We start from the raw sequence: 14,100 nt of genomic DNA, 5'->3' as shown, positions 1-14,100 counted from the left end.
TCGCTAACGCCACAGATATCTGTCCCGGATATCCATAGTGGTCGCGGACGAGATGGTGTAACGCTTGTCCCTGAACCGTTTGTGCGCTCCCGGCGCTCGATGAACCACTTTACTCGCTTGCTCCAGGAGCTTGCTTCATGAAATTTGATTACATGATCGGTGCGGTCATCCACGACCTGAAAAACCAGCTGCAAACGCTGCTGGCGTGCGAACAGGAAGCGCTGACGCATATTCCTGAACGCTACCATGCCTATCTCAAGCCGATTTTGCAGAACACCAGCCGCCTGCAAAACGACGCCATCCAGATGATGACGCTGTTCCGGATGGAAAAAGAGCGTGATTTCCCCCTCGATGATGCCTGGCCCCACGACACCGTCCTCGATGCCATCGATTCAACCCAGTTGCAGTTTCCCAATATTCGTTTTGAAAACAACATCGACGAAGCCATTCAGGGTTTTTACAGCGAAGATCTGGTGCATATGGCACTGGTGACGCTGATCACCAACAGCGCCCAGGCCGGTGCCACGCGCATCCGTCTCAGTGCCGCCATCGAGAGCGGCAACAACACGCTGGTTTTCCGGGTCGAAGACAACGGCCACGGTTTTGATCAAAGCATCCTGAACGGCGAGCGTATCACCACCAAAAACGGTGGCAGTGGCCTCGGCCTTTACCTGATCGGTGAAATTGCCCGCCATCACAAGCAAGGCGAGCAGCAAGGCCGTGTCAGTTGTGGCAACCTGCCCAAAGGGGGCGCAGAAGTCTGTATTGTTCTGCCTCATATACAGCATTAACAGCGGCTCGATTTCGCCGACCGGTAGAGTGATGATTGGCCGGCATCCACTGCGCCTGTTCCGTTGATCGCCGTACAGGCTGGCTATCCCTTGTTCCTCTGCCAGGGCCTGCAAGACCCTCATGACGGATTGCCTCTGTCTTCAACCTCCAGCGCTGCTATAATCCCGGCCTTTGTTTTTCAGGAACATCTCCCCAGGGGTAGAAGCTGTGAGTCAGAGTCGCCATAACGTCAAAACCTTTCAGGGCATGATTGCCGCCCTGCAAGAGTACTGGTCCGATCAGGGCTGTGTTATCAACCAGCCACTGGACCTCGAAGTCGGGGCCGGTACTTTCCATGTACACACTTTTTTACGCGCCATTGGCCCGGAAAAATGGAACTCGGCCTACGTTCAGCCCAGCCGTCGTCCCACCGATGGCCGTTACGGTGAAAACCCCAATCGCCTGCAGCACTATTATCAGTTCCAGGTGGTCATGAAGCCTTCCCCAGCCAACTTCCAGGAGCTGTACCTTGGCTCTCTGAATGTGCTTGGGGTTGATACCCTGATCCACGACATCCGTTTTGTAGAAGACAACTGGGAATCGCCAACACTGGGCGCCTGGGGTCTGGGCTGGGAAGTCTGGCTCAACGGTATGGAAGTCACCCAGTTCACCTACTTCCAGCAAGCCGGTGGGTTGGAATGTTTCCCGGTCATGGGTGAAATCACCTACGGTCTCGAACGGATCGCCATGTACCTGCAGGAAGTCGACTCGGTCTACGACCTCGTCTGGACCTATGGCCCCGACGGAGAGCCAGTCACCTACGGCGACGTCTTCCATCAAAACGAAGTGGAGCAATCCACCTACAATTTTGAATTCGCCGATGTCGACTTTTTATTCCAGGCCTTCGATCAATACGAAAAAGACTGCACCAAGCTGGTCGCTGCCAACCTGCCACTGCCAGCCTACGAACAAACCCTGAAAGCCTCGCACACCTTTAACCTGCTGGATGCACGCGGGGCAATTTCTGTCACCGAGCGTCAGGGCTATATTCTGCGTGTTCGCACCCTCGCCCGTGCCGTCGCTCACTGTTATTACGACAGTCGTGCCGAACGTGGCTTCCCGCTGGCCGAAGACGGTATTCGTGAGGAAGTGCTGGCCAAGTGGTTAGCCGATAAAGAAAAGGACGCTGAAAAAGCACGCAAGAAGGCTGAGAAAGAAGCAGCCCAAGCGGCTGGGGAGAACAAATAATGGCCACTCAAGATTTTCTGGTAGAGCTGGGTACCGAAGAACTGCCACCCATGGCATTAAAAAGCCTGTCGGAAGCCTTTGCCGACGGCATCGTCAATGGCCTGAACGACGCCAGCCTGACGACTGACAAGGTCACCATTTTTGCTGCACCACGACGTATGGCCGTGCGTATTACCGGCCTCGCCGAGCAACAAGCCGATCAGCAGGAAACCCTCTATGGCCCACCGGCCAAAATCGCCTACGATGCCGACGGCAATCTGACCAAGGCGGCGGCAGGTTTTGCCGCCCGTGCCGGTGTCGATGCTAGTGAGTTACAAACCGCTCCCGAATCTGCCGGTAAAAACGCTGGCAAGCTGATGATCCAGCGTACGATCAAGGGTAAACAAACGGTTGAGTTGCTGCCGGCCATCGTACAGACCAGCCTCGACAAGCTGCCGATTCCCAAGCGCATGCGCTGGGGTGACTCCCGGGTTGAATTTGTCCGGCCAGTACAATGGTTAGTGATGCTGTTTGGTAACGCCGTTGTCGACGCTGAAATACTGGGCTTGCAAGCCGGTAACACCTCCATGGGTCACCGCTTCCATGCACCTGGTGAAGTAAGTATCAACTCACCGGCCGAGTACGAAGAAACCTTGCGTGCTGCCTATGTGATGGCCAGTTTTGCCGAACGTTCGGAGCTGATTGCCAAACAGGTAAAAGCCGCCGGTGAAAAACTGGGTGGTGAAGCGGTTATCAGTGACGACTTGCTCGAAGAAGTCACCGCGCTTAATGAGTGGCCTGTCGCCCTGGCGGGTTCATTTGATGAAAGCTTTCTGACCGTTCCGGCGGAAGCACTGGTCTCTTCCATGAAAGAGCACCAGAAATACTTCCACGTAATGAAAGATGGCCAGCTGCTGAACAACTTTATTACCGTCGCCAATATCGAATCAAAAGATCCGGCCCAGGTGATTTCCGGCAACGAGCGGGTGATTCGTCCACGTCTGGCCGATGCCAAATTCTTCTGGGATACCGACCGCAAGCAGCCGCTGGCGAGCCGTTTCGACAAGCTCGAGAACGTTGTCTGGGTCAACAGCCTCGGCTCCATCGCCGACAAGGCCCGCCGCATCTCAACGCTGGGGCAGAAAATTGCCAGCGCCATGAACGCCGATACCGCTCTGGTTGAGCGAGCCGCCCGATTGTGTAAAAACGATCTGGTCTCCAACATGGTATTCGAGTTCACCGACCTGCAAGGTCTGGCGGGTAAATATTACGCCGAGCACGATGGTGAACACGCCGATGTCGCCGCCGCCATGATTGAGCAGTACATGCCCGCCTTTGCCGGTGATGCACTGCCCGATACCGCAACCGGTACTGCCATTGCGTTGGCCGACCGGCTGGACTCACTGGCCGGGCTGTTTGGCATTGGCCAATTGCCCACCGGCTCCAAAGACCCGTTTGCCCTGCGTCGTGCCTCTCTCGGTGTATTACGTATTCTGGTGGAAAAGAAGATCAATATCGATCTGTCGGATCTGCTCGACTGGGCACTCGACAATGACTGGCCGATTGAATTACAAGCCGACACCAAGGCTGCCCTGACAGAGTATCTGCTCGACCGCTTCAGTGCCTGGTACCAGGACGCGCATATTCCGGCGGATGTGTTCCTCTCGGTCCGTGCCCTCGGCATTACCCAGCCGCTCGATATTGACCGTCGGGTGAAAGCCGTACACGCTTTCAGCCAGCTGGAATCAGCCGCCGCATTGGCCGCTGCCAACAAACGGGTTTCCAATATTCTGGCCAAAAACGGCGGCGATACCATCACTGCCGAAGTCAACGCCGAGCTGCTGCAGGAAGTACAGGAAAAAGCCCTGTTTGAAGAAGTCACGGCGCTGGCCGATCTGGTTGGCCCGGTTATCAAACGCGGCGATTACGAAGGTGCCTTGACGGTATTGTCCACCTTGCGTGATGTGGTCGATAACTTCTTTGATAATGTCATGGTGATGGCAGATGACGAAGCGATCAAAAACAACCGTCTGGCGCTACTGAAGCAGCTACGGGCGATGTTTGTTGCCATCGCTGACATCAGCCTGCTGCAAGGTTAAAACCTGCTGAACTGGCACACAGACGACGGCAAGCAATATAAGCGGCTCAATCGTCTGTCTCTGACTACAAAAGCCCGGCTGGTCCGGGCTTTTGTGTGTTCGCTCACACTGAACGATGGATACACTGGCCTGTGCCATGCCCTCGGAGATCAATCCCATGTCACTGATTATTCTCGATCGTGATGGCGTCCTTAATCAGGACTCCGATGCTTACGTCAAATCTGCCGCGGAATGGATCGCTATTCCCGGCAGTGCCAAAGCCGTCGGCCGCCTGTGCCAGGCGGGTTATCAGGTAGCCGTCGCCACCAATCAGTCGGGGTTGGCCCGGGGTTATTTCCATCAGGATGATCTCGATGCCATGCACAGCAAAATGAATGCCTTGATTGAAGCCGAGGGCGGTCATCTTGCCCATATTGCCTGGTGTCCCCATGGCCCTGGGGATCAGTGTGATTGCCGCAAGCCATTACCTGGCCTGATCCATCAGATTGAACAGGCGCTGGGAGTCTCCGCCCAAGGGGCTGTCATGGTCGGCGATTCTATCCGGGATCTCGAAGCCGGTACCGCAGCTGGATGTACACCGATACTGGTGCGCACCGGCAAGGGCCGTGGCTCGGAAAACAAGCTGGCCACTCACCCAACACTCGCCCATACCGCCGTGTTTGATGATCTGTCATCCTGGGTAGATCAATTCCTCAATTCGGAAAATCAAAACCCGATAACCGGGCCTGACTGATAGCTCAATAGCCTCACGAATACTTGGTGTGTCGGAGCCGGGTCAGGTAGTCTGGCTGGCAGGCCCTGTAGCCCACAATCTGCTTGGAGTCCGGTGCAGTGCCCGTGCCCACAGGGAAACAGTCATAGGAAATGACGTAACAATCAAAACCTCATGGCAATGGTATAAACACGCAGACAGTTTGATTTTCAACAAGGCTTCTTCAGCATGATGAACAGCTCCAGTTATTCGGCCGCTGCCGACGTTCCAAACTCACCGTTCAGCCATAAACTACGCAGTATCCTTTTTTACATTTGGCTGACGGTAGTCACCGTTATCTGGTTTATCCCCAGTTTATTGATTGGCCCTTTTTTACCGCTCAAGGCACGTAATTATTGGGTAATGGGCATTCATTGCCGCCTGGTTATTTTTGGTTTGCGCTGGATTGCAGGTATTCGCTGTGAGGTCGAAGGCCGGGAAAATATTCCCAGCGATGGCCGTGGCTATGTGCTGATCAGCAAACACCAGAGCACCTGGGAGACCTTTATGCTGCCAACACTGATCTACCCGCACGTGCAGGTAGTCAAGAAAGAGCTGTCTTACCTGCCGTTTTTTGGCTGGGGTTTACAGTTGATTCAACCCATTTTTATTAATCGTAATAAAAAGACCAACGCTCTCAAGCAAGTCATTCAGCAAGGTGAGGTGCGGCTGAAGGCAGGTATTCACGTGCTGGTCTTTCCAGAAGGCAGCCGTATTCCTTCGGGCAAGCGCAAGCTGTTTTCCAAGGGAGGGGCCATGCTGGCGACCAAAACAGCTGCTCCGGTTATCACCATTGCCCATAACTCTTCCGAGCATTGGCCCAACACTCATTGGGTAAAATCGCCGGGGGTTATTCGTATGGTGATCAGTGCTCCCATCGAAACCGCAGGTATGAGTACTGCCGACTTGAATGAACTGACTGAAACCTGGATCAACGAGCAGGTCGATCGTATTTCTGATCTGCCATTCCAGGGTGAGTATGTGGAAGCTGTGACCAGCGGCAAGCGCTTCTAGCCAGCACACAGCAAACACCACGCAGATTGGTTTTAACAACGGCTCTCTGGTTTAACCTGAGGGCCGTTTTTATTGCTCTGCATATCGTGAGGCCATCCTGTTCCATGTGGAACATTCGGGCTTATGGTACCGGTCGTCCTCGTCCTGTCGTGAATTCTGACCTTACTTGGATATTGCACGCTATCTATCGCTTAGCGCATAACAAGAGAGCCATAAAAAAGCCGATGATTCTTTGGGAATCATCGGCTTTTTTACTGTTCTTCTGAGTGTGCCTGTCGCCTGTGTGGCTCTTGTCTTGATGGCTTGGCTGATCATCGCTGGCTGAAGAGTCTGTTTCACGTGAAACACGTCGCCGTTTCACTCTCTTTATCGTCTGCCAGTACCAGTCTGATTCTCTGGCACTGATCTACTCACACCCTACACCCCGGCTTCAACCCCGCTTTCAATCGCCCACTCAGACCCGGAACACCAAAGCCCGGAACATTCAGGCATGGTCCGATTTACTCGACCATGCCTTTGATGGTGACCAGCGGATTAACATCGGCTTCGTAGTCTACGCCTTCCAGGCCAAAACCAAACAGGCGCAAGAACTCTGCCTTGTAACCGGCAAAGTCGGTATCGGTCGCAATGGTGTCCGTGGTGATGGTATCCCAGGCATCTTCAACGGCTTTTTGTACTTCCGGAATCAACTCCAGTTCATCAACCCGGGCACGTCCTTCATCATCCAGACGTGGAGTATCTGAATACAGGCACTCGCTGTACAGGCGATACAGCTGTTCAATACAGCCTTCGTGAGTACCCTGCTCTTTCATCACTTTGAATAGCAGCGACAGGTACAGCGGCATAATTGGAATGGCGGAGCTGGCTTGTGTCACAACGGCTTTTAACACAGCAACCCGGGCATCGCCGCCTTTGGCCGCCAGTTTTTCACGGATAGCGATCACTCGTTTGTCGAGATCTTGCTTCGCCTGGCCAATGGTACCGCCCCAGTACAGATCCCAGGTTACCTTGTCGCCGAGGTAGGTAAACGCAGACGTTTTGGCACCATCCGCCAATACCCCGGCGGCATCCAGCGCATCGATCCACATCTGCCAGTCTTCACCACCCATAACGGCAACCGTATTGTCGATATCTTCTTGAGAAGCGGCTGGCAAGGTGAAGTCCTGAATGATTTCCTTATCGGTATTGATACCTCGCAGGGTAACGTCTTTACCGATGGGTTTCAGGGTCGAGTTATGGACAACTCCGGTTACCGGGTGCTGGCGACGAGGAGCAGCCAGACTGTAAATAACCAGGTCGACTTGACCCATATCGGCCTTGATGGCGTCGATGGTTTTTTGCTTGATCGCATTGGTAAAGGCATCACCGTTGATACTTTTTGCATACAAGCCATCGGCTTCAGCAAATTGATGGAACGCCGCCGAGTTGTACCAACCAGCACTGCCTGTTTTTTTCTCTGTTCCTTCTTTTTCAAAAAACACACCGAGTGTGGATGCACCTGCACCAAAGGCAGCCGCAATACGTGCAGCCAGGCCATAACCGGTCGAAGCACCAATCACCAGGACACGCTTGGGCATATCGATCTTGCCCTGTGCCTTGATAAAGTCAATTTGCTCTTTAACGTTTGCTTCACAACCACTTGGGTGGGTTGTTACACACATAAAACCGCGCACTCTCGGTTTGATAATCATGAATCATTCCTGTCGATCTGGATTACGGGATACCCGAAGCACTCGTCTGGCAGCAACAAGCAGGCTTCGGCCAATGCTGGGTTATTGTAGCTTGCCACCCACTATATAGCAGCTCTCTTTGGGACAAGCACTATTGAGTCAATCATCCCCTGCTGACCGGACATTTCTGTGGATAACTCAGTGGATGAAATTTTTTGATGCGTTTTTTCAGTGACAGAATCTTGCCACCCAAAAGCCTGAAATAAAAAAGCCCCGACCGAGATACCTCCGCCGGGGCCTGATAAACACTGGAGAAATCAGAAATCCAGGTTCGCTACGTTTAATGCATTAGCTTCGATAAAGGCGCGACGCGGTTCCACTTCATCACCCATCAGGGTTGTGAACATCTTGTCGGCGGAAATGGCATCCTCGATACCAACCTGCAGCATACGACGGGTATTCGGGTCCATGGTGGTCTCCCACAATTGATCCGGGTTCATCTCTCCCAGACCTTTATAGCGCTGGATATTGAAGCCTTTTTTAGCTTCATTCAGCAGCCATTGAATTGCATCCCAGAAATCAACGATAGGATAAACACGCTCCCCTCGTTGAATATAAGCATCACTTTCCAATGTATCGCTCAGGCGTTGGCTGATCATCGACAATCTGCGATAACCGGAACCGGTAAAAAATTCACGATCGAGAATATAATCACGTGGCACACCATGAGTAATGACCTTAACCAGTACATTAAACTCGTTACGCTCAGTATCCTGGATATGTTCCACGTGGAAATGGTTGCCACTGCGGCCAGCATCCGGCAGTACTGCGTCCAGCTGCGAAGCCCAGTTTTTCACAAAGGCTTCATCACCCAGAGCAGAGGCTTCCACAACAGGCAGCGTCAGTAGCTGATGCAATACGGCTTGAGGAATCAGGCCAGACAAGCGCTGTACGATCTCTTGTGCTGCCCGATAGTCGGCAACCAGTTCAGCAAAAGCCGTGTCCGTTATGGCTGGCGCATCCGCTGACGGGTGAAGTGCGGCTTTTTCCAAAGCGATATGAGTCAGGTACTCCTCCATCGCTTCTTCATCCTTGATGTACTGTTCTTGCTTGCCACGTTTGATTTTGTACAACGGCGGCTGGGCAATATACACATGACCACGTTCAATGATTTCTGGCATTTGGCGGAAGAAGAAGGTCAGCAACAGCGTCCGGATGTGCGCCCCATCCACGTCCGCATCGGTCATGATAATAATGCTGTGATAACGCAATTTGTCGGGGTTAAATTCTTCCCGGCCAATGCCACAACCCAATGCAGTAATCAGGGTGCCGACTTCTGCTGACGACAGCATTTTGTCAAAGCGGGCTTTTTCAACGTTGAGGATTTTACCTTTCAACGGCAAAATTGCCTGGGTACGACGATCCCGGCCTTGCTTGGCGGAGCCGCCGGCCGAGTCCCCTTCCACCAGGTAGACTTCTGACAAGGCTGGATCTTTTTCCTGACAATCCGCCAGCTTGCCAGGCAGACCGGCAATATCCAATGCGCCTTTACGGCGTGTCATTTCACGAGCACGACGAGCGGCGTCACGAGCACGGGCGGCATCGATCATTTTGCCAACCAGGTCTTTTGCCTGAGACGGGTTTTCCATCAGATATTCACTGAACAGGCGTCCCATCTCCTGCTCCACCGCAGGTTTCACTTCAGAAGATACCAGCTTGTCTTTGGTCTGGGAGCTGAATTTTGGATCAGGTACCTTGACCGAAATAATAGCGGTCAGGCCTTCGCGGGCATCGTCACCAGTGGTGGCCACTTTGGCTTTTTTCGCCAGACCTTCTTTTTCAATATAGGTATTCAGGGTACGCGTCAGGGCCGCACGGAAACCGGCCAGGTGACTGCCACCATCCCGTTGTGGAATGTTGTTGGTGTAGCAGAAGATATTTTCCTGGAAGGAGTCGTTCCACTGCATCGCCACTTCCACAGCAATACCGTCTTCACGCTCAGCATTAAAATGGAAAACGTCGTTCAGGGCGGTTTTGCCGTCATTGAGATATTTTACGAAGGAGGCTAACCCACCTTCAAACTCAAAAACGTCTTCTTTATCGGCGACTCGCTCATCTTTTAAATAAATGCGAACACCGGAGTTCAGGAAGGATAATTCCCGCAGGCGTTTGGCCAGGTACTCATAGGAGAATTCGGTTTTGGTGAAGGTTTCTTTTGATGGTAAAAAAGTCACCATGGTGCCGGTGGTGTCACTGACACCCACTTCCCGCAATGGGTAATCTGGCACACCGTGGCTGTATTCCTGTTCGAACAGTTTGCCACCACGGCGAATGGTCATTTTCAGGCTTTCAGATAACGCATTGACGACGGAAACACCCACGCCGTGTAATCCACCTGAAACCTTATAGCTGTTGTCATCAAACTTGCCGCCAGCATGCAGTACCGTCAGAATCACTTCCGCAGCAGAGACACCTTCTTCTTCGTGAATCTCGGTGGGGATACCTCGGCCGTTATCCGATACCGATACCGAATTGTCCGTGTGAATAACGACATTAACGCTGTCACAATAACCCGCCAAGGCTTCATCAATGGAGTTATCAACCACCTCAAACACCATATGATGCAGGCCGGTGCCATCGTCCGTATCACCGATATACATGCCTGGGCGCTTGCGAACGGCATCTAGGCCTTTCAGTACTTTAATACTGGACGAATCGTAACTCTGCTCACTCATTCAGTGTTCCTCTTGGGCGGAAATAGCATCAACAACTGCTTGTTGGATCAGGTGATCAGGAAAGGCTTTCTTCTTCGATTTTGCCGTGTTCCACATGAAACACCTTGAAGTCGGAGGGGGTCCAGCTGTCCATCAGTTGCTGCTTTTCTATACTTGTAATAAATACCTGACATTTTAAATCTTCCAGCACCTGGCATAAAGCCAAACGGTGCCGGGAATCCAGCTCTGAGGCCAGGTCATCGACCAGGTAAATAGGCGCATTACCACAGCTTTGCTTATACAGAATTCCCTGGGTAAGCTTCAGTGCTGCCACCACTGTTTTTTGCTGGCCTCGCGACAGTACATCCGCTGCCGGTAATTTATTCACTCGAATACGCAGCTCTGCCCGATGTGGGCCAGACTGAGTATAGCCCAGCTGTAAATCCCGCTCTTGCTGTCGGGCCAGAATATCCTTGAGCTGGCTGTCCTTTTCCCAGCCGGGATAATAATGTAATCCTACCTTGATGCTTTCATCGAGTGCTGCCAGCGTAGTCTCAAAGCGAGGCACAAAATCTTTCAGATAAGCTAGGCGATACTGGTGAATCTTTTCGCTGGCTTCCATAAAGCCATCATCCCAAACATCCAGCCAGCTGGTTTCTTTTTGTTTCAGCACGCTGTTGCGTTGTTTTAGTACCTTACGGAAGATCCGCCATTCTTCGATAAAGCCAGGTTCCACATGGAACACTCCCCAATCAAGAAACTGGCGGCGGTCTTCTGGAGATCCAACCAGTAACCGGAAGGTATTGGGCTCAATCACTTGAACCGGCAAGCAACTGGCGACCTGCGCCTGGGATGTCAGTACCGATCCATCGAGGCGAAACAGTACGTCACCATTACGTAAACGGAGGCTGTACAGGTTCTGTGTTTTTTCTTCATCAGGCTCGCCCATCTCGCATTCCAGCTCAAGCCGATCCGCATCGTGCAGGATCAGCTGTTTAATCTGATTGGAACGGAAAGATTTGCCAGAAGACAGCAAGGCGATGGATTCCAGCAAGCTGCTTTTACCGCTGCCGTTATCACCATAAATAAAGTTAACACGGGAATGAGGCTGAATCGTCAGCGGTGCCAGATTACGGACACCGCGAACGGACAAACGCCGAATCGGCATAAATACCTACAAGCGCATCGGCATCACAACGTAAAGCGAGTCGCCACCTTCCGGTTCTTCCAGAAGTGCACTGCTATTTGCGTCGGACAGCGTCAGTTTGACGTTTTCATTACTGATAACAGACATAACGTCCAGCAGGTAGGCAACGTTAAAGCCCATTTCAAGGGAGTCGCCACTGTAATGAACGGCTACAGATTCTTCGGCTTCTTCTTGTTCAGGGTTATTGGCAAACACTTGCAATAAATCCGGAGCCAGCACCAAACGCACACCACGATACTTTTCGTTGGAAAGAATCGCCGTCCGGGCAAATACCTGGCGTAATTCCTGGCGATCGGCCAGCATGACGTTGGTACCGTTTTTTGGAATTACCCGGGTGTAATCCGGAAACTTGCCATCAACCAGCTTGGAGATAAAAGTGAAATTCTCGGTTTGGGTGCGTAAGTGATTACCACTCAAAGACAAGGTCACGCTCATCTCGGCGTCTGTCAGCAGTTTTGCCAATTCCAGCACGCCTTTGCGTGGCAAGATAATCTGGCTGGCTTCATCCGGCCCGGATATATCAACACGGCAGGTCGCCAGGCGATGGCCGTCGGTTGCAACGGTACGCAGTGAGTCAGTGCTGACTTCAAACAGCATGCCGTTAAGATAATACCGTACGTCCTGTTGCGCCATGGCAAAGCTGGTGCGATCCAGCGCCCGGCGTAACACCTGTTGGCTCATGGTAAAGCTTTTTTCTTCACCCACCGATTCAACGTTAGGAAATTCGCTGGCAGGCAAGGAGGACAAGGTAAAACGTGAACGACCAGAGCGGATATTCACGCGCTGGTCATCAAGGGCAATTTCTATCTGGGCACCGTCCTGCAAGGAGCGGCAAATATCCATCAGTTTTTTGCCGGGCACAGTAACAGCACCTTCAACACCGGCTTCGTCAAGCGTTACCCGGCCAACCAGTTCGACCTCGAGATCGGTCCCTGTCAGGGATAACTGCTGACCACGCACTTCCAACAATACATTGGAGAGCACCGGTAACGTCTGTCGTTTTTCAACAACACCCGCCACCAGTTGCAGGGGGCGTAGCAAAGCTTCCCTAGAGATTACGAATTTCATGTTTCTCCACTCAGGTCTAGGTTGTCAGTGAACGCAGCAGGTTCTTGTAATCTTCAAGAACGTCAGCGTTGGTTTGTTGCAGTTCTTTCACTTTTCTACAAGCGTGCAACACCGTCGTATGATCTCTGCCACCAAAGGCTTCGCCAATCTCGGGAAGACTATGATTAGTGAGCTCTTTGCTTAACGCCATCGCCACTTGTCGTGGGCGGGCGATCGATCGTGTTCGGCGCTTAGATGATAAATCAGAGATCTTGATTTTGTAATACTCGGCGACGGTCCGCTGGATATTATCAATACTGACTTGCCGTTCTTGCAGAGCAAGCAGGTCTTTCAGCGATTCCTTGATAAACGGCAGGTTGATTTCACTGCCGGTGAATTGCGCACTGGCAATCACTCGCTTCAGGGCACCTTCCAGCTCCCGGACATTGGAGCGAATGCGCTGGGCAACAAAAAAAGCAGCATCATCAGGTAAGTGCACCCCACTTTGCTCTGCTTTTTTCATCAAGATGGCGACCCGGGTTTCAAGCTCGGGAGGTTCAACACCGACCGTCAGTCCCCAGCCAAAACGACTCTTCAACCGCTCTTCAAGGCCATGAATTTCTTTTGGGTAACGGTCACAAGTCAGAATCATTTGCTGACCACCTTCCAACAAGGCGTTGAAGGTATGGAAAAACTCTTCCTGAGAGCGCTCTTTACCGGCGAAAAACTGGATGTCATCAATCAGCAAGGCATCCAGACCGCGATAGAAACGCTTGAATTCGTTAATGGCATTCAGCTGCAGGGCCTTGACCATATCCTGCACAAAACGCTCGGAGTGTACATAAAGTACCTTGGCGTTCTGGTTTTTTGACTGTAGATAATTGCCGACCGCATGCATCAAGTGGGTTTTACCCAGGCCAACACCACCATATATAAAGAGTGGGTTGTACGACCCGCCAGCGTTTTCGGCAACCTGCTGGGCTGCAGCGTGGGCGAGCTGGTTCGATTTACCTTCAACAAAAGTCTGGAAGGTAAATGTCGGGTTCAGGAAGGAACGGTGCTTTACCCCTCCTTCAACCTGTACTTCCCGGCGGGAAGTGGAAGCCGCGGATGTATTGACAGGCATTTGTACCGGAGGTTTGGCAGTAACCGCTGGCGGCTGGAATTCATCCACCATTGGCTCATCATCTTCTGCTCGTGCCCGAGTGGCAGCAAAGCTGGAGGCCGGATTACGCGCCACCGGTGGCTGTGGTTCAGCCTGGCGCGGCGCAGGCGGTGGCGCACGAAACATCGGCTGCGATTCACCCACGGTCAGATCCACGTGAGTCAGCCGTCCGCCATTCAACTCGGAAAGAATTTCCTGGATTCGTTGCAGGTATTTGTCTTTGACCCAATCCCGAACAAAGCGGTTTGGCGCACTTAATACCAACCGCTGATTTTGCTCAGACGCCATCAGAGGTCGAATCCAGGTGTTGTACTGCTGGGTCGGCAATTCATGCTCCAGATGCCGTAAACATTCATCCCAAAAAACAGCCACACCCACCTCAATTTACGTTTTGGTCAAGGCCGCTAGTGTATCCAAAGTGGCAGAAGTTATCCA

Annotated in this window: 10 protein-coding genes; 5 read left to right on the top strand and 5 right to left on the bottom strand. The window is 52.4% G+C overall.

Annotated features, from left to right (window positions below; all coding sequences use genetic code 11):
* Positions 1-137: 137 nt before the first annotated feature.
* The 5 genes from Q8W32_RS02795 (at position 138) to Q8W32_RS02775 (ending at position 5,862) form a co-directional block, all read left to right on the top strand.
* Positions 138-791 (top strand): sensor histidine kinase KdpD, encoded by a 654-nt coding sequence (locus Q8W32_RS02795; RefSeq protein ID WP_303431253.1) that lies wholly within the window; start codon positions 138-140, stop codon positions 789-791.
* 208 nt (positions 792-999) lie between these two features.
* Positions 1,000-2,019: a glycine--tRNA ligase subunit alpha gene (glyQ, locus tag Q8W32_RS02790; RefSeq protein ID WP_303431252.1), complete on the top strand. Its 1,020-nt coding sequence runs from the start codon at positions 1,000-1,002 to the stop codon at positions 2,017-2,019.
* The gene (glyS, locus tag Q8W32_RS02785) at positions 2,019-4,097 is read left to right on the top strand and encodes a glycine--tRNA ligase subunit beta (RefSeq protein ID WP_305413614.1); all 2,079 of its coding nucleotides are present in this window, start codon (positions 2,019-2,021) and stop codon (positions 4,095-4,097) included. The genes glyQ and glyS overlap by 1 nt, the downstream gene beginning before the upstream one ends.
* Positions 4,098-4,254: 157 nt before the next feature.
* On the top strand, positions 4,255-4,830 hold the full coding sequence (gene gmhB / locus Q8W32_RS02780; RefSeq protein WP_305413612.1) for a D-glycero-beta-D-manno-heptose 1,7-bisphosphate 7-phosphatase: 576 nt from the start codon (positions 4,255-4,257) through the stop codon (positions 4,828-4,830).
* Between the two features lie 207 nt (positions 4,831-5,037).
* Complete coding sequence (locus Q8W32_RS02775) at positions 5,038-5,862, top strand: 1-acyl-sn-glycerol-3-phosphate acyltransferase (protein ID WP_303431247.1); 825 nt, start codon at positions 5,038-5,040, stop codon at positions 5,860-5,862.
* Positions 5,863-6,362: 500 nt separating this feature from the next.
* On the opposite strand, the gene fabV is transcribed toward Q8W32_RS02775, so the two are convergent.
* From fabV to dnaA, 5 genes are all read right to left on the bottom strand, one after another.
* A complete protein-coding gene (gene fabV / locus Q8W32_RS02770; protein ID WP_305413610.1) occupies positions 6,363-7,553 on the bottom strand; it encodes an enoyl-ACP reductase FabV in 1,191 nt (396 codons plus the stop codon).
* 296 nt (positions 7,554-7,849) lie between these two features.
* Complete coding sequence (gyrB, locus tag Q8W32_RS02765; RefSeq protein WP_305413608.1) at positions 7,850-10,267, bottom strand: DNA topoisomerase (ATP-hydrolyzing) subunit B; 2,418 nt, start codon at positions 10,265-10,267, stop codon at positions 7,850-7,852.
* 55 nt (positions 10,268-10,322) lie between these two features.
* Positions 10,323-11,414 carry a DNA replication/repair protein RecF gene (gene recF, locus Q8W32_RS02760; protein ID WP_303431242.1) on the bottom strand — a complete coding sequence of 364 codons (1,092 nt, stop codon included), beginning with the start codon at positions 11,412-11,414 and terminating at the stop codon, positions 10,323-10,325.
* A gap of 6 nt (positions 11,415-11,420) precedes the next feature.
* The gene (gene dnaN / locus Q8W32_RS02755) at positions 11,421-12,521 is read right to left on the bottom strand and encodes a DNA polymerase III subunit beta (RefSeq protein WP_303431241.1); all 1,101 of its coding nucleotides are present in this window, start codon (positions 12,519-12,521) and stop codon (positions 11,421-11,423) included.
* 16 nt (positions 12,522-12,537) lie between these two features.
* Positions 12,538-14,043, bottom strand: coding sequence for a chromosomal replication initiator protein DnaA (gene dnaA / locus Q8W32_RS02750; RefSeq protein ID WP_305413607.1), 1,506 nt, complete (start codon positions 14,041-14,043; stop codon positions 12,538-12,540).
* Between the last annotated feature and the right edge of the window lie 57 nt (positions 14,044-14,100).

It is taken from the genome of Oceanobacter sp. 3_MG-2023, from assembly GCF_030688925.1.
In the GTDB taxonomy this organism is placed as follows: domain Bacteria; phylum Pseudomonadota; class Gammaproteobacteria; order Pseudomonadales; family Oceanobacteraceae; genus Oceanobacter.
The sequence above is the reverse complement of the archived record's forward strand: the minus strand, read 5'-3'. Positions and strand labels throughout refer to the sequence as shown.

Coding starts and splice junctions, on each gene's coding strand:
- Q8W32_RS02795 (WP_303431253.1), top strand. CDS start 138: ATGAAATTTGATTACATGATCGGTGCGGTCATCCACGACCTGAAAAAC.
- glyS (WP_305413614.1), top strand. CDS start 2,019: ATGGCCACTCAAGATTTTCTGGTAGAGCTGGGTACCGAAGAACTGCCA.
- gmhB (WP_305413612.1), top strand. CDS start 4,255: ATGTCACTGATTATTCTCGATCGTGATGGCGTCCTTAATCAGGACTCC.
- Q8W32_RS02775 (WP_303431247.1), top strand. CDS start 5,038: ATGATGAACAGCTCCAGTTATTCGGCCGCTGCCGACGTTCCAAACTCA.
- fabV (WP_305413610.1), bottom strand. CDS start 7,553: ATGATTATCAAACCGAGAGTGCGCGGTTTTATGTGTGTAACAACCCAC.
- gyrB (WP_305413608.1), bottom strand. CDS start 10,267: ATGAGTGAGCAGAGTTACGATTCGTCCAGTATTAAAGTACTGAAAGGC.
- recF (WP_303431242.1), bottom strand. CDS start 11,414: ATGCCGATTCGGCGTTTGTCCGTTCGCGGTGTCCGTAATCTGGCACCG.
- dnaN (WP_303431241.1), bottom strand. CDS start 12,521: ATGAAATTCGTAATCTCTAGGGAAGCTTTGCTACGCCCCCTGCAACTG.